General features: G+C 60.3%; 20 protein-coding genes and 1 riboswitch. Of the genes, 9 read left to right on the forward strand and 11 right to left on the reverse strand.

The window, feature by feature from the left end; genetic code table 11:
* The first annotated feature begins 147 nt into the window (after window positions 1-147).
* A complete protein-coding gene (locus tag ACR0J5_RS03760; protein WP_480651435.1) occupies window positions 148-1,584 on the forward strand; it encodes a Do family serine endopeptidase in 1,437 nt (478 codons plus the stop codon).
* Window positions 1,585-1,800: 216 nt separating this feature from the next.
* Here ACR0J5_RS03760 and ACR0J5_RS03765 read toward each other — a convergent pair whose 3' ends face one another.
* The 5 genes from ACR0J5_RS03765 to ACR0J5_RS03785 form a co-directional block, all read right to left on the reverse strand.
* Window positions 1,801-2,469: a Crp/Fnr family transcriptional regulator gene (locus ACR0J5_RS03765; RefSeq protein WP_480650547.1), complete on the reverse strand. Its 669-nt coding sequence runs from the start codon at window positions 2,467-2,469 to the stop codon at window positions 1,801-1,803.
* 152 nt (window positions 2,470-2,621) lie between these two features.
* The gene (locus ACR0J5_RS03770) at window positions 2,622-3,227 is read right to left on the reverse strand and encodes an inner membrane-spanning protein YciB (protein ID WP_480650549.1); all 606 of its coding nucleotides are present in this window, start codon (window positions 3,225-3,227) and stop codon (window positions 2,622-2,624) included.
* Between the two features lie 16 nt (window positions 3,228-3,243).
* Entirely contained in the window at window positions 3,244-4,146 is a 903-nt protein-coding gene (locus tag ACR0J5_RS03775; RefSeq protein WP_480650551.1) for an EamA family transporter, read from the reverse strand.
* 85 nt (window positions 4,147-4,231) lie between these two features.
* Window positions 4,232-5,383 carry a signal recognition particle-docking protein FtsY gene (ftsY, locus tag ACR0J5_RS03780; RefSeq protein WP_480650553.1) on the reverse strand — a complete coding sequence of 384 codons (1,152 nt, stop codon included), beginning with the start codon at window positions 5,381-5,383 and terminating at the stop codon, window positions 4,232-4,234.
* A gap of 58 nt (window positions 5,384-5,441) precedes the next feature.
* Window positions 5,442-6,080, reverse strand: coding sequence for a lysoplasmalogenase family protein (locus ACR0J5_RS03785; RefSeq protein ID WP_480650555.1), 639 nt, complete (start codon window positions 6,078-6,080; stop codon window positions 5,442-5,444).
* A gap of 116 nt (window positions 6,081-6,196) precedes the next feature.
* Between ACR0J5_RS03785 and ACR0J5_RS03790 the strand changes: the two genes are divergently transcribed.
* The gene (locus tag ACR0J5_RS03790; RefSeq protein WP_480650557.1) at window positions 6,197-6,592 is read left to right on the forward strand and encodes a hypothetical protein; all 396 of its coding nucleotides are present in this window, start codon (window positions 6,197-6,199) and stop codon (window positions 6,590-6,592) included.
* A gap of 3 nt (window positions 6,593-6,595) precedes the next feature.
* On the opposite strand, the gene xseA is transcribed toward ACR0J5_RS03790, so the two are convergent.
* Entirely contained in the window at window positions 6,596-8,089 is a 1,494-nt protein-coding gene (gene xseA, locus ACR0J5_RS03795; RefSeq protein ID WP_480650559.1) for an exodeoxyribonuclease VII large subunit, read from the reverse strand.
* A gap of 75 nt (window positions 8,090-8,164) precedes the next feature.
* On the opposite strand from xseA, the gene purD reads away from it, so the two are divergent.
* A complete protein-coding gene (gene purD / locus ACR0J5_RS03800; protein WP_480650561.1) occupies window positions 8,165-9,427 on the forward strand; it encodes a phosphoribosylamine--glycine ligase in 1,263 nt (420 codons plus the stop codon).
* A 91-nt stretch (window positions 9,428-9,518) separates the two neighbouring features.
* Here the strand turns inward: purD and ACR0J5_RS03805 are convergent, their stop codons facing one another.
* Together ACR0J5_RS03805 and ACR0J5_RS03810 are read right to left on the reverse strand one after the other, a co-directional pair.
* Window positions 9,519-10,307, reverse strand: a complete 789-nt coding sequence (locus ACR0J5_RS03805; RefSeq protein ID WP_480650563.1) for an FG-GAP repeat domain-containing protein — start codon at window positions 10,305-10,307, stop codon at window positions 9,519-9,521.
* Window positions 10,307-10,630, reverse strand: a complete 324-nt coding sequence (locus tag ACR0J5_RS03810; RefSeq protein ID WP_480650565.1) for a 2Fe-2S iron-sulfur cluster-binding protein — start codon at window positions 10,628-10,630, stop codon at window positions 10,307-10,309. The genes ACR0J5_RS03805 and ACR0J5_RS03810 overlap by 1 nt, the downstream gene beginning before the upstream one ends.
* A 127-nt stretch (window positions 10,631-10,757) precedes the next feature.
* Here ACR0J5_RS03810 and ACR0J5_RS03815 point away from each other — a divergent pair, with 127 nt between their 5' ends.
* Window positions 10,758-11,129, forward strand: coding sequence for an OB-fold nucleic acid binding domain-containing protein (locus ACR0J5_RS03815; protein WP_480650567.1), 372 nt, complete (start codon window positions 10,758-10,760; stop codon window positions 11,127-11,129).
* A gap of 61 nt (window positions 11,130-11,190) precedes the next feature.
* Here ACR0J5_RS03815 and ACR0J5_RS03820 read toward each other — a convergent pair whose 3' ends face one another.
* Both ACR0J5_RS03820 and ACR0J5_RS03825 read right to left on the reverse strand, forming a co-directional pair.
* The gene (locus tag ACR0J5_RS03820; protein ID WP_480650569.1) at window positions 11,191-11,925 is read right to left on the reverse strand and encodes a hypothetical protein; all 735 of its coding nucleotides are present in this window, start codon (window positions 11,923-11,925) and stop codon (window positions 11,191-11,193) included.
* A 115-nt stretch (window positions 11,926-12,040) separates the two neighbouring features.
* The gene (locus ACR0J5_RS03825) at window positions 12,041-12,730 is read right to left on the reverse strand and encodes a glutathione S-transferase N-terminal domain-containing protein (RefSeq protein ID WP_480650571.1); all 690 of its coding nucleotides are present in this window, start codon (window positions 12,728-12,730) and stop codon (window positions 12,041-12,043) included.
* A 118-nt stretch (window positions 12,731-12,848) separates the two neighbouring features.
* Window positions 12,849-12,926, forward strand: a riboswitch (SAM riboswitch).
* 59 nt (window positions 12,927-12,985) lie between these two features.
* Here ACR0J5_RS03825 and metZ point away from each other — a divergent pair.
* The 5 genes from metZ (at window position 12,986) to ACR0J5_RS03850 (ending at window position 19,633) form a co-directional block, all read left to right on the forward strand.
* A complete protein-coding gene (gene metZ / locus ACR0J5_RS03830; protein WP_480650573.1) occupies window positions 12,986-14,176 on the forward strand; it encodes an O-succinylhomoserine sulfhydrylase in 1,191 nt (396 codons plus the stop codon).
* Between the two features lie 173 nt (window positions 14,177-14,349).
* Window positions 14,350-15,453: a GTP cyclohydrolase FolE2 gene (folE2, locus tag ACR0J5_RS03835; protein WP_480650575.1), complete on the forward strand. Its 1,104-nt coding sequence runs from the start codon at window positions 14,350-14,352 to the stop codon at window positions 15,451-15,453.
* Between the two features lie 189 nt (window positions 15,454-15,642).
* Window positions 15,643-16,560: a hypothetical protein gene (locus tag ACR0J5_RS03840; RefSeq protein WP_480650577.1), complete on the forward strand. Its 918-nt coding sequence runs from the start codon at window positions 15,643-15,645 to the stop codon at window positions 16,558-16,560.
* A 50-nt stretch (window positions 16,561-16,610) separates the two neighbouring features.
* Complete coding sequence (locus ACR0J5_RS03845; RefSeq protein WP_480650579.1) at window positions 16,611-18,059, forward strand: TrkH family potassium uptake protein; 1,449 nt, start codon at window positions 16,611-16,613, stop codon at window positions 18,057-18,059.
* Window positions 18,059-19,633, forward strand: a complete 1,575-nt coding sequence (locus ACR0J5_RS03850) for a thiamine pyrophosphate-binding protein (protein WP_480650581.1) — start codon at window positions 18,059-18,061, stop codon at window positions 19,631-19,633. The genes ACR0J5_RS03845 and ACR0J5_RS03850 overlap by 1 nt, the downstream gene beginning before the upstream one ends.
* A 50-nt stretch (window positions 19,634-19,683) precedes the next feature.
* Here ACR0J5_RS03850 and ACR0J5_RS03855 read toward each other — a convergent pair whose 3' ends face one another.
* Complete coding sequence (locus tag ACR0J5_RS03855) at window positions 19,684-21,423, reverse strand: serine protease (RefSeq protein ID WP_480650583.1); 1,740 nt, start codon at window positions 21,421-21,423, stop codon at window positions 19,684-19,686.
* Window positions 21,424-21,573: the final 150 nt, after the last annotated feature.

Consider the following 21,573-nt stretch of genomic DNA (forward strand, 5'->3'; position numbering starts at 1 on the left):
TTAGTTGCGGGCTTTGACAAACCGACTACATTGGATGCCAAGCAGGGCCGCTTGCGGGCGATCCACCAAGAATTGACGACAAGGAGTTCCCAAGTGCAGGCACAAGCGCGCAGTATTTCCGTCCGGCGGGACGAGGTTGTTGGTTTCATGCGGCTGATGTGGTTGGCCGTTGCAGGGATGCTTCTTGTGCTGGCGCAGACCGTCGCCGCGCAGGCGCGGGGCGAAAGCCTGGCACCCTTGGCCGAAAAGATCAGCCCGGCGGTGGTTAACATCACCACCTCGACCCTGATCGAAAATCAGACGGGCCCTCAGGGCATCGTGCCCGAAGGCTCTCCGTTCGAGGATTTCTTCCGCGAATTTCAGGACCGCAACGGCGATGATCAAAACCGCCCACGCCGCAGCAACGCGCTGGGGTCGGGATTTGTGATCTCTGAGGATGGCTATATCGTCACCAATAACCACGTCATCGCTGAAGCCGATGAAATCCTGATTGAATTCTTCCCGGGCGATGGTCAACCGGTGAAGGAATTGCCTGCCAAGGTGATCGGCACGGATGAAAAGACGGACATCGCGTTGCTCAAGGTCGAGGCGTCAGGCCCGCTGCAATATGTGCAGTTCGGCGACAGCGACGTGGCCCGTGTGGGCGACTGGGTGATCGCAATGGGCAACCCGCTGGGGCAGGGGTTCTCGGTTTCGGCCGGAATCGTATCTGCCCGCAACCGCGCGCTGAGCGGATCGTATGATGACTACATCCAGACAGATGCGGCGATCAACCGGGGCAACTCGGGCGGGCCGCTGTTTAACATGGATGGCGAGGTGATCGGCGTGAACACTGCGATCCTGTCGCCCAACGGTGGCTCGATTGGCATCGGGTTCTCGATGGCGTCGAACGTTGTGATAAAGGTCGTCGATCAGCTGCGCGAGTTTGGCGAAACGCGCCGCGGATGGCTGGGCGTGCGCATTCAGGACGTGACCGAAGATATGGCCGAGGCGATGGGTCTGGACAAACCCGGCGGCGCGCTGATCAGCGATGTGCCGGACGGACCGGCCAAGGATGCGGGCCTGCTGGCCGGGGACGTGATCCTCAGCTTTGATGGGGTCGAGGTCGAGGATACGCGCGGTCTGGTACGGCAGGTCGGCGAGACGACAGTTGGTAAATCGGTCCGCGTGGTCGTGCACCGCGACGGGGGTACTCAGACCGTTCTGGTGACGCTGGGCCGTCGTGAGGACGCCGAGCGCGCCGAAGATGGGGAAGAGGAAACCCCGGATCAACCGGCCGACGAGAACGCGGATATTCTTGGTCTTACGATCTCACCGCTGACCGATACGCTGCGCACGGATATGGGTCTGGATGCCGAGGCTGAAGGTCTGGTTGTGACCGAGGTGGACGAGGCGTCAGAAGCCTTCGCCAAGGGGCTGCGGGCTGGCGATCTGATCACTGAAGCTGGCCAACAAAAGGTCACCTCGATCGAAGACCTCGAAACCCGCATGGAAGAGGCGCGCGAGGCCGGGCGCAAGTCGCTGCTGCTGCTGGTGCGCCGCGGTGGCGAACCCCGGTTCGTGGCTCTGAGCCTCGGCGAGTAATCAACCGCATCAACACCAAAAGGGCCGGAGCGTGTTCTCCGGCCCTTTTTTGTGCCCTGCAGTCAAGAAATGAGCCACACACCGGGGAAGGTGCGTGGCTCTGATACAGGGAGAGGTCAGTGGACAGATATCGGGGATGATTCTCTGACCTCCTACGGTAACATCTATTAACGTAGTCTTAATTTGAGCTTTGATCTGTGAAGCAGATCACAGGGGTCAGATCAGATCGGATTCGGCCAATTCCCGCAGGGCCTCAAAATCCTGAATCATCAGGCCGCCGCGCGTCGCTTCAACCACGTTATCCCGTTTCCAGGTGGAAATGGTCTTGGACACCGCCTCGCGCGTGGCGCCGACAAATTCGGCCAGCTCACTTTGCGACAGGGTGATGCGATCCGATGGATCGTCCTGCAATTCGGACAGATGAAGCAGTTTGCGGGCCAGGCGGATCGGCATGGGCAGGAAGACCTGCTCATTCAATTGCGAGCCCATCCAGCGCATGCGCAACCCGGCCAAACGGATCAGATCAACGGCAAGATCAGGATGATTGCGCACCTGCGCCATTACATCCCCCTGGCGGACACGCAAGATACGCGAGGGCTCTGCCGCTGAAACCGAAGCGGTACGAGGGCCGCTGTCGAACAGGGCGATCTCACCAAATACCTCTCCGGGGCGCATCAGGGTCAGCGAAAGTTTGCGGCCGCTCATGGCCAGAAACGAGACCTCCAGCGTGCCTTCGAGAATGGCATACAAAGCATCGCCTGCGTCGCCCTGCTCAAACAGGACTTCGCCCCGGTCCAATGAGATTTCGGTGGCCTGAGCGGAAAGCATGGCTTTCAGCCTGTCGGATGCCTCGGACAGAAAGCCGCTGTCAGGGAAAGCCGTCATGAATGTCTTATGCTCCGGCTGTGAGTGGTGTCACAACCTTCCACAGCTTCGGCGTTTAGCCAAGGATTTTTGTCCTGTTTTCCCGGGTTTCACCCCAAACATGCGAAAAGCGCCATAAACGTATGGGGCGAATCCGGTATTTTCGGGTTCACCTATTGGTGGTCCGGATCGTCCATGTAGCTTTGCAGCAGACTGAATTGCAGCATCAGGAATACCATCAGGGCGATTGGAAACCCGAATGTCTCGATTTTGACCCACAGATCGGTCGACATGGTGCGCCAGACGAATTCATTGGCAACAGCGAGAACCGCAAAGCACCCGCACAGGCGCCGGGTCAGGATCATCCAGCCTTCGTGGCGCATGGGCAGCATCTCATCCAGAACGTAGGCGAGGTAGGATTTGCCCTGCAGCAACCCGATCCCAAGGATGACCGAAAACAGCCCGTAGACCAGCGTGGTTTTCATCTTGAAGAACCGCTCGTCATTGAACCAGGCGGTCAGGCCGCCGAAGAAGATGACCATGAAGGCGGTGAAGATCTGCATCCGGCTGAGTTTGCCCGTCAGGTACCAAAGCACACCCATCGCGGCCAACATGAGCGGCACAAAGATGATCGTGGCGACGATAAACCCCGAATACTCGATCCCGCCGATCAGAAAGCTGTCGTCGCGCAGACGCAGGTAGATAAAGAAGAAGGCCAGCGGCGGGCCCAGTTCCAACACCTGTTTCAGAAACGGATTGATCTTTTTTTCGTCTGTCATGTCGAATTCCTGCTGCTCACCCGCCCATTTCAACTATTACAGCGCCTAGTGCAATCAATGCCATCAACGCAATGCGTCTGGGGCCTACGGTTTCCTTCAAAACCAGCCAACCGATTAGGGCGGCAAAGACGGTTGAGGTTTCGCGCAGAACGGCGGCTTCTCCGACTTTGTCCAGACGTGTGGCCAGCATGATGGCGCCAAATGAAAGCGGGGCGATGATGGCCCCCGCCAACCCGCGCAGCATCAGAGGGCCAAGGGCGGGGCGGTGGATCATGGCGCGGTATCTGAGGGCGGCATAGATCGGCATCGCAAAGCCGTCGATCATGAAAAACCAGGCCAGAAAGGTGAACGGGTCGGCGGTGGCGCGGATGCCGTAGGCGTCATAGGTGGTGTAGAGTGCGACGAACAACCCGGTCGCAACCGCCAGCACCAGCGCAATCCCGAGCGTTTCGCGGTTGGTTTCGAGAAAGTGAAAATTGTAGACGGCGAGGCCAAAGATCCCCGTCAACAGGACAAAGACGCCGAACCATTGCAGCCCGGTAAATGTCTCGGAAAACAGCAGATAGGCCCCGATGACCGTGAATAGCGGCCCGGTGCCGCGGACGACCGGGTAGACGACGGTGTAAGAGCCTTTGGTATAGGCCATCGCTTGCAGAATCTTGTAGGTGATGTGGATCAGCCAGACGACGGCAAAGATGGGCCACATGAAGGGTTCCGGCCAGGGGACGACAAAAAGCGCAAGGGGTGCGGCCATCAGGCAATAGCATCCGTCGATTGCGCCCCGGGACATCCAGGGATCGTGACGACCTTTTTGCAAAGCGCCGAAAGCGGCATGCAGGAAGGCAGCCATCAGGGCCAGACCCAGCGCCAGCCGGTGGCCTGCTTCGGTGCCTTCGAGAGAGATCAGCCAGTCGCTCAATGATCGGCCTTTTGTTGGGTGGAGAAGCCGGGGGTTTTCCACCCCCGGACCCCCGGAGGATATTTTTGGACAGATGAAGTTCGGATCAGCTTTGATCAAGGCCGGTGAGAGCGGCGGCAAATTCTTCGGGGTCGAAGGGGGCGAGATCGTCGATTTGCTCACCTACACCGATGGCATGGATGGGCAGGCCGAACTTGTCTGCCAGAGCGACCAGCACCCCGCCTTTGGCGGTGCCGTCGAGTTTTGTCATCACAAGGCCCGAGACATCGGCCAGCTTACGGAAGGTTTCCACCTGGCTGAGCGCGTTCTGGCCCGTCGTGGCGTCGAGCACCAGTAGGGTGTTGTGGGGGGCGGTGTCGTCGACTTTGCGAATGACGCGGACGATTTTGGCTAGTTCCTCCATCAGGTCAGCTCGGTTTTGCAACCGGCCTGCGGTGTCGATCATCAGAAGGTCTGCGCCGTCCTGTTGCGCCCTTGTCAGGGCGTCGAAGGCGAGGCTGGCGGGATCTGAACCTTCGGGCGCGGTCAGAACGGGGACGCCGGCCCGGTCGCCCCAGACCTGCAGTTGTTCGACGGCTGCGGCGCGGAAGGTATCTCCGGCGGCGATGACGACCTTTTTGCCGGCGGATTTGAACTGGCTGGCCAGTTTGCCGATTGTGGTGGTTTTGCCCGAGCCGTTCACGCCGACGACTAGCACCACCTGCGGACGTTTGGGATAGATCGGCAGGGGTTTGGCCACAGGCTCCATCACGCGCGCCACTTCCTGCGCCAGAAGCTGTTTGATTTCCTGGGTCGAGAGTTTGCGGCCATAGCGCCCTTCGGCCATGTTGGATGTGACGCGCAGGGCGGTATCGACGCCCATATCCGAGGCGATCAGCAACTCTTCGAGCTGCTCCAGCATGTCGTCATCCAGCGCGCGCCTCAGGGCCGTTTTGGCCTCGTTGCGGCCAAACAGGCGACCCAGTACGCCCTTTGCAGGCGCAGCTTCTGGCGGAGGAGAGGCTGGCGTTGGGTCAACGGGCGCTGGATTTTGCACTGCAACGGGTTGCGGCGCTGGTGCTTCGGGAACCGGTTGCGGGGTTTCCGGTGCGGGTTCTGGCTGTGGCTCGGGCTCAGGGATAACTGGTTCAGGTGCGGTTGTTTCCTCACCGCCATCCTCGACGATCGCATCCAGCCCCTGTTCGAGGCGGGACGAGGATTTGAACAGCTTGTCCTTGAGCTTTGAGAAAAACGCCATTTTTGGTCTCCGCAGGTGTTCCCCTCACCTAATGCGGATTTGCGGCAGTTGCAAAGGGTCAGAGGAACGCGGCCAGCAATCCGGCCTGTGCGCCCCAGTACAGCGGCCAGACCAGATAGGGGGTCAGCTTTAAGGCCGGATGGTCGGGGGGCAGCAGGAACTTCTCGGTCGCCAGGATCAGGTCGGATGCGATAAAGGCCATCGCGGCAGGCAGAGCCCACCGCAGCGCGCCGGTTTCGGGCAGAGCCAGAACGGTGATCCCCATGCCCAGAATGATCGGGATGTAAGCCAGAACCGGGATTTTCAGATCCCCGGCGCGGGGGGCAAGCAGGGTGGCGGCGATGATGCCGAGGATGATCAGCGACCAGAAATAGCCGGGCTTGTCGAAGATGACAGACATGTCGCTGGCCGGGTGGGTCAGGAACAGGGCGATATAGGCGATGTGCCCGGCGGCAAAGGCCCCGATGCCCGCCATGAAGGTGCTGTCGGTTTCCCGCGACAACAGCGCATCGCCGATGGCACACAGGGCCAGCGCGGCGACCAGCAAAAGCGGCGCGCTTTGCTGAATTGCGATCACCGCCAACAGGGCGACCGAGGCCGTTTTCAGAACCGACCGCATGGCGCTGGCCGGGCGGGGCGACAGGGGCAGATAGGCCAGTGCACAAAGGCCAGCGAGCCCGAACAATAGGGGTGTCATCAAACCCTCCCTCGTTTTTTTCCAGCATGTTACGGGGCGATGCTGTCGTGCAAGCGGTGACGTTGAGGCAGAAATGGTGATTGGCCTCTGACCAGCGCATCTGACAGAATGCGGCCATGCTCAGACGTCTTGCGATTCTTCTGTTGTTGCCTGCGGTGTCCACCTCTGCACAATCCACCTTGTCGGGGGCAGAGTTCGATGACTATACGCGCGGAAAAACCCTGTTTTACGGATTTGAGGGGCAGGTCTATGGGGTTGAGCGGTATCTGCCCAACCGCCGGGTGATCTGGTCGTTTCTGGATGGCGATTGCAAAGAGGGCGTGTGGTATGAACGCGATGAGCAGATTTGTTTCATCTATGAAGACCGGCTGGACCCGCAATGCTGGGTCTTCACCCGTTCCGGGGCGGGGCTGATCGCGCAGTTCGAAGGCGACCCGGCGCAGACGGAACTCTACGAAGCTGAGGATGTCGGGGAAGAGATGGTCTGTTACGGGCCGGATGTCGGGGTTTAGCGCTTAGAACAGCGACCCCTGATCAGGCGCATCCTTTTTCGGTGTTTTCTTTGGCGCAGGCCGCTTGGCCGCAGGCTGGCCTGTTGTCAGCACACCGTCGGCAAATTCGATTTGCAGCGAGCTGTGTTTTTCGGCCTGCTTTTTCGTCGTCACCACCTGATCATCGGCGCGCACCACCGCATAGCCGCGTTGCAGGGTTGCCTTGTAGCTGAGCGTTTCGCGCAACCGGTCCGTGGCGTCCAGCTGTTGCCGCATCCGGTCCAGACGTGTGGTCTGTGCTGTGTTCATACGTTCGCCCAACCGGGACAGGGTTTGGCGCTGCACCTCAATCTCACGCTGGATGGGACGCAGGGACAGGCGTGAGGACAGGTTGCGCACCGCCTCTTGTCGGCTGGAAACCAGATTGCGCAGGGTTGAGGGGCGCAGATGAGCCGAGAGTTTCACCACTTGCAGATGGCGGTTCTGTACGCCGCGTTCCAGTGCGGGTGTCAGGCGATCTGCAATCAAATCAAGCCGTTGTCGGGGGGTGTTCAACAAGCTGTCCGGGCGCGGCAGGGCGCGGGACAGGTCGCGCAGGCGTTGGCTGCGGCGCTGCACGGCATCGGTCGCGGCGCGGGACAGGCGAGCGCCTTGCTCTCCGGTCCAGGCCAGCATTTCCATGCGCACAGGCACGGCCAGTTCGGCGGCGGCGGTGGGCGTGGGTGCGCGGCGGTCCGAGACGTAATCGATCAGCGTTGTATCGGTTTCGTGCCCGACGGCTGAGATCAAAGGAATATCCGAGGCCGCAGTGGCGCGCGCGACGATTTCTTCGTTAAAGCCCCAAAGGTCTTCGATCGATCCGCCGCCCCGTGCGACGATGATCAGGTCGGGGCGCGGCAGCGCGCCTCCGGGGGTTAGCTGGTTAAAGCCGTTGATCGCATTGGCGACCTCGGGCGCGCAGTTCGATCCCTGCACGGCCACCGGCCAGATCAGGACCTTGCGCGGAAAGCGGTCGCGCAGGCGGTGCAGAATATCGCGGATCACCGCACCCGAGGGCGAGGTGACCACGCCGATGATCTGCGGCAAATAGGGCAGGGGTTTCTTGCGTTCGGGCGCGAACAGCCCTTCGGCCTCAAGCTGTTTCTTGCGTTTCTCAAGCAGTGCCATTAGCGCGCCTTGGCCCGCGACGGCGACCTCATCGACGTTCAGATTGTATTTGGACTGCGCGCCAAAAGCCGTCAGGCGACCGGTGACGACAACCTCAAGCCCTTCTTCTGGGACCACCGACAGGCCCGAGACCTGACCCTTCCACGTGGTGCAGGCCAGCACGTTCTTGTCGTCCTTGATGTCATAATACAGATGGCCCGACCGCGCCTTGAACACGCGGCCAACCTCACCACGCACACGGATTCGGCCAAAGCTGCCTTCCAGCGTCCGCTTCACCTCACCCGAGATGTCCGAAACCGTATATTCTGGAGTGTTTTGGCCGGGAATGGGGTCGTCAAGCAGGTCGGACATTTCAGCGCCTTGTGTCAGATGTCCGCGCAGCTTAGAACGCGCGGCAGGCGAGGCCAAGCAGATCGGAGTGCATTCATGAATATCCTCATTCTCGGCAGCGGTGGGCGCGAACACGCGCTGGCCTGGGCGGTGATGCAGAACCCCAAATGCGACCGTCTGATTGTTGCGCCGGGCAATGCCGGGATCGCGCAGATCGCAGATTGCGCCGCGCTGGATATTGAAAACGGCGGGGCCGTTGTCAGCTTTGCCGAGGAAAACGCGATTGATTTCGTGATCGTCGGTCCCGAGGCCCCCTTGGCCGCCGGTGTGGCGGATCGTCTTCGTGAGGCCGGGGTACTGGTCTTTGGTCCCTCAGCCGAGGCGGCGCAACTGGAGGCGTCAAAGAGCTTTACCAAGGAAATCTGCGACGCATCGGGCGCACCGACAGCCGCCTATGCAAGGTTCACCGAGGCCGCGCCGGCCAAGGATTACATCCGGGCACAAGGCGCACCGATTGTCGTCAAGGCGGATGGTCTGGCCGCAGGCAAGGGTGTGATCGTGGCGATGGACGAGCAATCCGCGCTGGAGGCCATCGACGACATGTTCGGCGGTGCCTTTGGCGGGGCCGGTGCCGAGGTCGTCATTGAAGAGTTCATGGAGGGCGAAGAGGCGTCTCTGTTCGTGCTGTGTGATGGTGAAGACATCCTGTCCGTCGGCACCGCGCAGGACCACAAACGTGTGGGTGAGGGCGATACGGGCCCGAATACCGGCGGCATGGGGGCTTATTCTCCGGCTCCGGTTCTGAGCGCCGAGATTGAGGCCCGTGCGATGGAAGAGATCGTCAAACCCACCGTGGCCGAGATGAAAAAGCGCGGCATGCCGTTTCAGGGCGTTCTCTATGCTGGTCTGATGATCAAGGACGGCCAGCCGCGTCTGGTGGAATACAACGTGCGTTTTGGCGACCCGGAATGTCAGGTTCTGATGATGCGGCTGGGGGCTCAGGTTCTGGATCTGCTTCATGCTGCGGCCGAAGGACGGCTGAGTGAGGCGCAGGTGAACTGGGCAGATGATCACGCGCTGACCGTGGTGATGGCGGCGAATGGGTATCCGGGGTCTTATGAGAAAGGCAGCGTGATTGGCGGCTTGGACAGTTTGCCCGAAGACAGCAGCAATATGGTGTTCCATGCGGGGACTAAGGCGGCGGACGGGCAGGTATTGGCATCCGGTGGCCGGGTTCTGAACGTGACCGCACGTGGTGAAACGCTGCAGGAAGCGCGCGACAGGGCCTATACGATGGTTGATGGCATTGATTGGCCGGGTGGGTTCTTCCGCCGCGATATCGGCTGGCGCGCGCTTTAGTCGGAAGGGCTCCCGCGCCCTGTCCTTGCATCGCAGATGCAACGCCAAAGGCCTTGGGCCTGGCAGCCCGCTGTCGCGGGTTGCGTCAGCGCTATTGGCAGGACATGACCTGGTTCAGTCTGTCGCCTGAAAAGGGGCCGAGATTTGTCTGCTGCCAACCCTCGTCATAAGACACGCTGACGATGTTGCGCCAATCCGCGCTGGCAACGACCACCTCTGGGCCTGTTTCGCAGTAACGTAACCCGCCAGTGATGAAAGCCTCACCAATGCGGTGATTGGTCAGGCCGGGCAGGGTTGCAATTTCGCTCAGTGCGCCGTCACGAAACCGCCAGATTCGGAGTGTTTTCGCCAGGTGCGGGCGGTCAACATAGGCGATCTCGACATGTCCATCGTTGTCCAGATCCCAAATAGCGGCCGGGGCGAGCCAGCGAAAGCGGGTGCCGATATGGGGTGTGGCGGCGATTTTTTCTCCGCTTGCGTTATAGATGGCGAGTTGCGCGCCAGTGTCTTGCCGGGATTCAACAACGATAACTTCGTTTGTGCCATCCAGATCGACATCTGCAAGACGAGGAGCCAGATCCTCAAACACCCGATCCTTAGGCAACTGGATGGTCAGGACGGTGCGCTTGTTGCCCGGCTGATCGGCTGCCTGATGAGCCGAAGTGTTTTCTACCGTGATCTCCAATGCACCATATTCGATATTGTCACCCAGAACGCCATGAGCGTAGCGTGTCGTAGGGTCTGTGTAACGTGCAGCGATTACGGTTTCTGCGGCTGTGACGACTTCAGTCCCGGCCAGCCACAAGCTTGATGCCAGTAGCGCGCCGCGTGCCCGACTTTGCCACAGGCGAACGGGCAGGCGCGGCGCTTTGGGGATCATCAGATCTGCTTCTCAGGCAGTTGAACGACCAGACCGTCCAGCGCGTCGGTAACCTTGATCTGGCAGGTCAGGCGCGACCGTTCTGGATCGGGTTCATAGGCAAAGTCCAGCATATCCTCTTCCATGTCGTCCTTGGCCGGAACCTTCTCGACCCAGTCGGGGTGGAGATAGACATGGCAGGTCGAGCAGGCGCAGGCGCCGCCGCAATCGGCCTCAATGCCGGGAATATTGTTGTCACGGGCCCCTTCCATCACGGTCAGCCCGTTGGCGACGTCGACTGTATGTTCGGTACCGCTGTGCTCGACATAGGTGATCTTTGCCATTGCGTGCGTCTTCCTTTTTCGATTGTCGAATTCTTCCTTATTAAACGCATTTAGGTCTTTCCAGCCTCATTTGCGACTTAACACGCCGCGTCTGGACTTTCTTGTCATTTGTTCTATTTTTGTTCCTATGCTTGTCGCCCCTGTTACCCCGGCAGTTTCAAGCCGAGACTGGCCGCACCCACCCGCCTGTTTGCCCTGTGATCGGCTGGGCGACCCGCCCGAGGGCGCGCGCGTGGCTGTGGCCGGGCTGGTGATCCTGCGACAAAGGCCGGGAACGGCAAAGGGTGTGATCTTTCTGACGCTGGAGGATGAGACCGGCATCGTGAACGTGGTGGTCTGGCGCAAGATGTACGACCAATTCCGCCGCGCGGTGATTTCGGGGCGGTTGCTGAAAGTTACAGGCCGGATGCAGAAGGCTGACGCGGTGATCCATGTCATCGCGGAAGAGATCGAGGATATCTCGGGGATGCTGGATGTGCTGGTACGGGGGGAGGGATAGGTTATGTTGCAGAGACAAATTGCAAGCCGATTACATGAAAGAATAGTGTTGATCTGTCAGTCTAATTACAAAAGCTGTCGGGTATCTCACTATCGGATGATGGCTCTACTACAGCTTTGCCATCGAACCAGACAAGGTGTCGGCCCCAGTCTGCTCCAAACGCGTTCACTGGCGCGAAAACTGCCATTTGGGCGTTTTGATCATCACCAATGTAGTGTAAATTGCGGGCTTCTAGTTCAGGGACACGCATCATCCTCGACCCTTCAATTTGGTAAACCCTGTAGGATTGGTGTTTCGTGAGCCAATGCTCAGCCGTGGTTCCGCTATAGAATTGGACGCCGAGTACCGGGCTTCTGAGAACAGATTCCACGGAATCGCCCCTACCGTCGTCCCAACTGTCAAAAAGACGTGGCGAGATCGTACCGTCTTTGCCAAAAATCCAAGTCCCTGACGGCTTGGTAATCTCAATCCAGCCGTTGTCAAAATAACCCCAAATATAGAGGCGACCGCTGTCAGGGTCGTAAGGGCCAATAACCGGTGTCAAGTCGCCGGTTGGTGACCAAGCGTCATGCCCGAGTTCATTCTCATCGGGAAAGAAAAACTGTAACCGGCCCTCATATGCAGAAATAATGTGGGGTTCCAGGCCGGGAACGTTAGCAGGAACGTTAAAGCGCTCTAGCGGCACTGGGCCTTCGGGACGCGTTAGACAATGTTCAGCAGCGCGGATCTCTTCGGAAGCAATCAAAAGCGCGACAAACGCAGAACAGAGACCTAAAGGACGAGAAACAGACTTCATAAGAGTACCCGGAGCTATCAGAGGTATCCTCATCATAGATTTAAGAATCGCAGAACAAGTGCAGTAGATGTGCAGAGGCGGTGCAAAGCAGTTTTCAGGCTACTACTCGTGTATTTCACCGCTTGAACAAAACCCCTTGCGATTGCTTGTCCCTATGATCCCCGCGCAGTTCCGCGTGCAGCGCGCGGCCGGCCTGAACGCCGGGGCGGGCGCTTACAGTCTCCAGCCAGCGGGTGAAATGGGGTTTGTCCTCAAGCACTTGTTGCTGACCTTCCCAAAGGCTGGCCCAGCCCCAGATCGACATGTCGGCGATGGAATAGAAATCGCCCGCGACGTATTCATTCTCGGCCAGGCGGCGGTCCAGCACGCCGTATAGACGTCCGACCTCGATGCGGTAGCGGTCTTGTGCGTAGGGCAGATCCTGCGGCGGGTCCATGTTGGGGGCGTATTTCAGAAAGTGATGCGCCTGACCGGCCATCGGGCCGACGCCGCCCATCTGCCACATCAGCCATTCCTCGACCGCGATCCGGTCACGCTCGGTCTCGCCATAAAACCGCCCGGTCTTGCGGGCCAGATACATCAGGATCGCGCCGCTTTCAAAAACCGAGATCGGCGCGCCGTCGGGGCCGTCGGGGTCAACGATGGCGGGCATCCGGTTGTTGGGCGCGATCTTCAGGAATTCGGGGTCGAACTGATCGCCCTTGCCAATGTTGATCAGGTGGGTGGTGTAGGGCAGGTCCATCTCTTCCAAAGCGATGGACACTTTCCAACCATTCGGCGTGGGCCAGAAATACAGATCGATCATGGTCTCTCCTTGGGTTGGGGGGATCATGCGGGTTTTCACCGGATCAGCAAGGGTTGCTTACGAAACCGTGACCAAAGGCCGGGCTTGACGTCAAACGGCCTTGGGCGTATTGCGCTGCCCAAAGCTACGTGGCGATTTGTTACCGGATTGCGGGCCACGCTAAACAACACCGCTAAAAGGTCAGGATGAAAGACCCCTTTCGCTTGGCCGCGTCTGGGGTTTTTTGTTTGCCCCCCGAGGGCTGAAAGGAATGACATGAGCGAGAGCTGGAACAAACGCACCCAAGCCGTCCATGGCGGCATCCGTCGCAGCCAATATAACGAAGTGTCCGAGGCGATCTTTCTGACGCAGGGCTTCGTTTACGAAAACGCCGAGCAGGCCGAGGCGCGGTTTATCGAAACCGGCCCGGATGAGTTCATCTATGCCCGCTATGGCAACCCGACCGTGTCGATGTTCGAACAGCGTGTTGCCGCGCTGGAAGGCGGCGAGGATGCCTTTGCCACTGCGTCCGGCATGGCGGCGGTGAATGCAGCGCTGACCTCGATGCTGAAGGCCGGGGATCACGTGGTGTCGGCCAAGGCTCTGTTCGGCTCGTGCCTGTACATTCTTGAGAACATTCTGACCCGCTATGGGGTCGAGGTGACATTCGTCGACGGCACCGATCTGGAGGCATGGCAGGCGGCAATCCGGCCCGAGACCAAAGCGGTTTTCTTTGAATCCATGTCGAACCCCACGCTTGAGGTCATCGACATCGAAGCGGTCGCAAAACTGGCCCATGCGGTGGGTGCGCTGGTGATCGTGGACAACGTGTTTTCAACTCCGGTCTTTTCGCGTGCGATCCAGCAGGGGGCGGACGTGGTGGTCTATTCGGCGACCAAGCATATCGACGGGCAGGGCCGCGCGCTGGGCGGTGTGATCATCAGCACCAAGGAATTCATCCGCGGCACGGTCGAGCCATACCTGAAACACACCGGCGGGGCGCTCAGCCCGTTCAACGCCTGGGTCATGCTGAAAGGGCTTGAGACGATGGCTCTGCGCGTCAACGCTCAGGCTGAGTCGGCGCAAACCATTGCCGAGGCACTTGAGGGCCATCCGGCGCTGGAGCGTACGCTGTATCCGGGGCTGAAAACCCATGCGCAGAACGCGCTGGTGCAATCGCAGCTGGGTGGTAAGGGTGGCACTGTTCTGTCGCTGGACATCAAGGGCGGGAAGGACGCCGCGTTCAAATTCCTGAATGCGCTGACGATCCCGGTGATCTCGAACAATCTGGGCGATGCGAAATCCATCGCGACCCATCCCGCAACAACCACCCATCAGCGCCTGACGGACGCCCAAAAGGATGAGCTGGGTATCACCCCCGGTCTGATCCGGTTCTCGGTCGGGCTTGAGGATGCGGGCGACCTGCTTGCCGATATTGAGCGCGCATTGGACGTTTCTCAGCAGTAAACGTGGCGTCAAAGCTGTTAGAAACCGGATCAAAGGACTGTGTGTGGGGTGGTAAATTGCTCATCCCGCACCGAAAATCGATCCGGGCTGTGTTTTCCGGCGTATATGGATAAACTGGAAAACGCGCCAAAGCTGTATATAGTCCGGCGATCAACCCCGAGGAACTGTGATCGATGAACGTGCACCCCCGTGACATTGACGACGCACCCGACCATGACGAAGCCGCTGCCGCGCTGAAAACGCTGCGCAAATGGGCCCAGTCCGCGACCGAGGCCGAGATAAGCCAGCTTGATCCTGCCATCGCCCGTCTGGTGCCGGGTCTGGTTCCAGTGAACTACCCCTCGCTGTCGCGGGACTACCCCGAGGGGTTCGAGGTTGATGCCGCCTATCGCGCCACGCTGCCCGATCTGCAAAACGGTCCTTCCAGCCTGATCCGGGGGGCAAAACAGCAGATTCAGCATGTGGGCATCTCGAATTTCCGCCTGCCGATCCGGTTTCATCGAAAGCAGGGCGAAGACCTGACGCTGGAAACCTCGGTCACCGGCACCGTCAGCTTGGATGCGGAAAAGAAGGGCATCAACATGTCCCGCATCATGCGCTCGTTCTACAAACATGCCGAGCGTACGTTCAGCTTTGAGGTCATGGAGGCCGCGCTGGACGACTATATGACCGATCTGGACAGCTTTGACGCGCGCATCCAGATGCGGTTTTCCTACCCGGACAAGGTCAAAAGCCTGCGCTCGGGTCTGGAAGGGTATCAGTATTACGACATCGCGCTGGAACTGGTTGAACAGAACGGCGTGCGTCAGAAGATCATGCATCTGGACTACGTCTATTCCTCGACCTGTCCCTGTTCGCTGGAGTTGAGCGAACATGCCCGTTCGACGCGGGGGCAACTGGCAACGCCGCATTCGCAGCGCTCGGTTGCGCGGATTTCGGTTGTGGTGGATTGCGATGCCGATTGCCTTTGGTTTGAGGACCTGATCGAACTTTGCCGTCGGGCCGTGCCCACGGAAACGCAGGTCATGGTCAAGCGTGAGGACGAACAGGCTTTCGCAGAGTTGAACGCGGCCAACCCGATCTTTGTTGAGGATGCCGCCCGTCTGTTCTGCGCCCAGCTTTTGGCCGATCACCACGTTGGCGATTTCCGCGTCGTGGCCAGCCATCAGGAAAGCCTGCACAGCCATGATGCAGTCTCGGTCCTGACCGAAGGGCCGACCTTCGTCTCGCCCAGCCTCGATCCGCGTTTGTTCGCGACCCTGTTTCACGTCGGCTGATAGGGCGGGCGCGTCAAAGCCTGAAAATTGAGCTTGGCGGCGAATAATTGCCGCAGCGCAGCAAAAAATGCTGCGAATGCACCGTTTTTCGCGTAATACTGGCTCCGAGTGCAGCCGTGGCGCATGCTGCAAGCCTTTGTGCCACTCTGAAAGGAAGCCGAGACGTGAAACGCTCCGGGACTTCAAACTTTGGCACTTCGCCCGAAATTTCAGGGCGGGGCAGGGGTCTTCTTCCGTTTGAAGGTTGCATCGCTTTCACAGGAGAAATCACTAATGAATCCGATTACCCAACCGCTGGAGTTCCAGGCGGCGGCCATTCGCATGGCCGGCTACGCGGTTAGCAACCAGCTGAAGATCATGCAAATTCTGGCAAGCTCGGCGATGGAGCTGCCCTTTGCTCCGGTACACGCGCTGCATGCGTCGTCCTCGGCGCCGGCACCCGTCACCCCACGCCCCGCGGCCAAACCCAAGGCGGCGACCAAGCCTGTAGCAAAGAAGAAAACGGCGCCTGCGCCGAAGACAAAACCTGTTGTTCGCGCCCGAAAAGCACCCTTGGCAAAGGTCGAATCGCCTAAGGCTGAGGTGGCGAAGGCAAAGCCCGTCGCGGCCAAAAAAACGGCTGAGACCAAGCCTGCCGTGACAAAGCCGGCCGAAGCCGCTAAGCCCGCTTCGCGCACGCGTCGTGCGGCCCCTAAGCCTGCAGCGCAAACTGCACCGAAGGCTGCCGCAGCAAAACCCGCGGCCAAGGCAGCGCCCAAACCTGCGGCCTCGAAACCTGCGCCAAAGACTGCAGAGCCCAGACCCGCGGCCCGTCCGGCCCCGGCCACAGCGGTAAAGCCCGTCGCGGCCAAAGCCCAAACTGCAGCACCGAAAGCGGCGGCTGCCAAACCTGTTGCGCCTAAGGTTGCGGCGAAACCCGCTGCTCAGGCAAAAACCGCTAGCCCGAAGGCTGCGGCGAAGCCGGTCAGCGCTGCGAAAAAACCTGCGAACGCTCAGGCACCGGCAACATCGACCGGGGCACCGAAAGCCGCACCCCCGCAGCGTCGGACACGCGCGCCGTCCAAGCCGCCCGCGATGCCCACACCTGCGGCTAAAACGGACACGTAAACGGGACATCCGCTTGACTCAGTCGTGCAGGCGCGCCAACGCTGCGCCTCATGACGGATATGCGCCCGGTTGGATATGTGATTGGCCTATTGGTCGCCATTCTTGGGGCGACCATGATGCTGCCTATGCTGGCGGACCTCATCGAGGGGCGGGGCGAGTGGCATGTCTTTCTGGAAAGCGGCGTTATCACCATGCTGACAGGCGTTGTCCTGTCGATCAGCTGCTCGAACGGGGTGGGCGAAGGTCTGACGATCCGTCAGACCTTTTTGCTGACCACCGGCGTTTGGGTCGCGCTGCCGTTTTTCGGGGCGATCCCGTTTTTGTTTGGTGAAACCGAACTGCGCTTTGTCGATGCCTATTTTGAGGCGATGTCCGGCCTGACAACCACTGGTTCGACGGTGATATCGGGGTTGGATGAGTTACCGCAGGGCCTGTTGCTCTGGCGCGGGGTGCTGCAATGGCTGGGCGGTATTGGGATTATCGTTGTCGCCATGGTGTTCCTGCCCGAGCTTCGGGTCGGCGGGATGCAGATCTTCCGCTCGGAAGGGTTTGAGACCATGGGGAAAATCCTGCCACGCGCGCAAGAGATCGCGGGGCAGATCTCGCTGATTTACGTGTTTCTGACTGTGGTCTGTGCCCTTGTTTACGCCGGTCTGGGGATGGGGTTCTTTGATGCGCTGGTGCATTCCCTGACCACGATTTCGACCGGCGGATTCTCGAATTATGACGCGTCGTTCGGGACGTTTTCCGGCCCCGCAGAATATGCGGCATCGGTGTTCATGATCCTCGCGGCTCTGCCGTTCGTGCGCTATGTGCAGTTTGCAAATGGCAACACGAGTTCGATCTGGAAAGACAGCCAGATACGCGCCTTTCTGGCGACCATTCTGGTGCTGGTTGTCATCATGGCGGTGTTTCTGACCTCGGTCTTTCCGCATCATTGGGAACAGGCGGTCCGTGAGTCGTTGTTCAACATCACCTCGATCATTTCCGGTACGGGCTATGCCAGCGTCGACTACATGGGCTGGGGCAGTTTTCCGATCATGCTGTTTTTCCTGATCGGGCTGATTGGCGGCTGTGCGGGCTCGACCGCCTGTTCGATCAAGATCTTCCGCTATCAGCTTTTGTTCGCCTCGATCAAAACCCAGATTCGCCGCATCCGCTCACCCCATGGTGTCTTCACACCGCAATATGACGGGCGCCCGATTGGCACGGATGTTCTGACCTCGGTCATGAGCTTTTTCATGTTCTTCGTCGTCTCGCTGGGGGTGCTGGCATGGGCGCTGGCGTTGACGGGGCTCGACTTTATCACCGCTGTTTCGGGGGCCGCGACGGCCTTGGCCAATGTGGGGCCGGGGCTGGGGGACCAGATCGGCCCGGCGGGTAACTTTGCGGGGTTGAACGACACCGCCAAGTGGATGTTGTCGATCGGGATGCTAGTCGGGCGGCTGGAACTGCTGGCCGTTTACGCGCTGTTTACCGCGCAATTCTGGAGAAGCTGATGAAAAGACCTCTGGGTGCCCAGATTTCCCATATGCTGAGGGATCGGGGCGTTGACGTGATCTTTGGCATCCCCGGTGTACATAATCAGGAGATGTATCGGGGGATCGAAGAGGCCGGTATCACGCATGTTCTGGCCCGCCACGAACAGGGTGCGGGTTTTATGGCCGATGGTTATGCCCGTGCAACCGGCAGGCCGGGGGTGGCCTATGTGATCACCGGGCCGGGGCTGTGCAATATCATGACGCCGATGGGGCAGGCTTATTCGGATTCAGTTCCCATGTTGGTGATGTCCTCCTGTCTGGATGAAACGGCGTCCGTACAGGGCCAGTTGCACCAGATGAAAGACCAGCGCGGCGCGGCGGATACCGTGGCGGACTGGTCCTGTCAGGCCAATACCGCACAAGCTGCTTATGGGCTGGTCGAACGCGCGTTTGAAGAGTTCGAGCTGGCGCGCCCACGGCCCAAGCACATACAGGTTCCGATTGCGCAGCTTGAGGCGGATGCCGACCCGGCACCCTTTCCCAATCAGCCCGGCCTGCGGTCCAAAGTGGTGCCGCCGGATGTGGCGCCGCTGATGTCCCTGCTGAATATCTCGAACCGCCCGCTGTTCATTCTGGGCGGCGGGGCGCGGTCGAACCTGTGGAGGCAAATTCTGACGCAACTGGGTGCGGCCTGTTTTTCCACCTATGCCGGGCGGGGGATGGCCGGGCTGGGCTATGCGCTGGATTTCGGGGCCACGCTGCCGCGACCGGGCAGCGCCGATGTCATCGGGTCCGCTGATCTGGTGGTTGCCGTTGGCGCGGAACTGGGTGAGGTCGACCTGTGGCGCGACACGCTGGGGCATTCTTCGCATCTGGTGCGGGTGGATCTGGACCCGCAGGTTCTGTCTGACCGCCACCGCGCCGGGATCAAGTTGCAGGTTGATGGCGAAAGCTTTGCCCATGCTCTGTGGGCTTCGATTGATGCGGTAAAGCCCGCCACCGGCTGGACCCGGGAAGAGGTGGCCGAGGCCCGCCAGCGCTGGCGCGCTGAATCCGATGCTGAACGTCCGGGGATTGTGCCTGTGCTGGACGCCCTGCGCGATGCGATGCCTGCGGACACGATGATCTATTCCGACATGACCCAATTCGCCTATGTCGCGAAAGAGGTCTGGGATATGGCCTTTCCCTATCACTGGCACCACCCCACCGGGTTCGGCACGCTGGGCTATGCACTGCCAGCCGGGATCGGTGGCGCGGTGGCACGGCGGGGCAAACCCACGGCTGTGATCGCAGGAGATTACGGCTTTCACTACACGATGATGGAGCTGGGCGTGGCGGTTGAGCTTGGCCTGTCGCTGCCCATTTTCCTGTGGGACAATGGCAAACTGAAAGAGATCGAGGACAGCATGGTTCGCGGTCAGATCGCGCCCAACGCGGTGGTCGCGCAGAACCCCGATTTCTGCAAATTGGCCGAGGCGTTTGGGGCGCTGTCCGCCACGCCATCCACTCTGGATGAGATGCAAGAGGCCGTGCGCGGGGCATTCGATGCGCCGGTCCCAACCCTGATCCGCGTGACGCCCGACATCCTTTGAACGAAAAACGCCGCCCCGTGGGGCGGCGTATCCTTGGGCTGAGGCCGGTTTTAGTCCCAGCAATGTACCAGAACGGTCATCCCATTGGCGCGGCGGCTCAGCTCATTGGGTGAGACCTCAGTTGCGGCTTGGCCGGGCTGACCGGCAACGCCTGCCTGCTCCAGGGCGGCGTTCAGACGCTCGGCGGTAGCGGCAAGGCTGACCGAGGCGGGCAGGGTGCGCCCCTCGGACGGGGTGGGCAGCAGCATTCCGACAACCTGTCCGTTGCCGTCAAAGACCGGACCGCCCGCATCACCGGGCTGGGCGGCAAGGGCCAGACGTTTGACGCCATCTTCCCCGTTCAAGCCGCGCGCATCGCTGATCTGGCCATAGGTCAGGGTCGGGGCCCCCAGCGCGCCCTGATAGGAAAAGCCTGACACTGCAACTTCGGACTGAATCCGGGGTGTGCTGGCGCTGAACTCGGCGATGTTGATCGGCGCCAGGCTGCGGCGGGGGCGCAGGACTGCGACGCCCAGATCGGTATCTGCCCACGCCACCTGAACCTCTTGATCGTCGTTCAGGGTGATCCGGGTGCAGCTGTCCGTGGCCTCAGAGACGGTCAGGATCGTACCGCTCGCATCGGTGAAAAAGCCCGAGCGGGACAGACGCGGTTTGCGGATTTGCAGGCCGGATACCAGATCAATCCGCTGATCGGCATCCGCGCCGGCCCCAGCATCCAGAACCGCGTCATTGGTTGCAAAGCTGGCCTTGATGGCCGCCAGAACGCGGGCGCGCCGCGCGTCATCGCCTTCGGGCCAGACCAACGTAAAGCCCTTGATCTTGCCGTCGTTCAGTGTGGCCTCGGTATAGGACACGACGCCATTGCCGCGCCCTTCCAGGGTAAAGCGGTCTCTGCCCAGCTGTCGCGGACCGTCCAGAGGCACGATTTCCAGCGATTGCATCACCTCATACAGTGCGCGCAGGGTGTCGCGGTTGCCTTGCTGGCTGATCAGCAGCGCCTTGGCGTCCAGATCGTTGGTGCTGTTGAAATGCGCAAAAGGGGCCTCATAGCGGTCGAACGCCATCACACCCAACGGCAGGTCCAGATCGATGCCCGCCTGCATGTCCGAATGACGGGCCATCCCGACGCTGATCAGCGGTTCGTTATAGTCGTCCATCAGTTGCTGGCGCTGGGCCGTGGTCAGAACGCCGGTGGCTTCAAACCCGTTAAAGCGCTGCCAGTCGCCCATGGACCGGCGCGTGCCCGCACCAAACGCGCCATCGATGGTGGAATTGTAGAACCCGGCGGCTTGCAGGGCGGTTTGCAGGCCGCGACGGTCTTCGGCGGACAAAAGACGCTCGGACTGCAGGGCCTGCGACCGTGTTTCATCCGACGGCTGAGGGGTCAGCCCGGCCGTGTCCGGGTCAGGTTGCGGGGCCGGATCAACAGGCGCGTTCACTGCGCCCTGATTCAGAGAGCTGGTTCCAACCGGCCAGAACTGCTGACCCAGAGAATTCGAAAACGCGATATAGCTGTCTGCGGGAATCTGCCCCTCGGCCCGGTAGACCTGTAGGACCTGCTCAGCATCGCCGCGCAAATAGGGGCCAATAACAATGGCATACCAGCCAGAGTTCAGGCGAAATCCGTTCACATCTGGCAGGACATTCGCGTATGCCTGTGCACGTTCCTGCGCCTCACGCAGGGATGGGCGTGCTTCGACCTGCACCCAGACGCCCGCGTCCTGCTGCGCTGAAACGGCACCGACGCCGATGGAAAATAGAAACAAAATTACAGTGAATATGCGTGTCATTGTCTGCCCGTGTCTGCGGTGTTTTGGCTTTGTGGCAGAGTACGCGAATTGCGGCGCGAAACGCCATGCCCGGAATACGGGGAATTTCCAGTGTGGCGGCGCAGTGACAGATGGGCGGCACTGGCCCGTTGACGCCCCTTGGCCCCTTGC

The organism is Ruegeria sp. BE1 (assembly GCF_056538885.1).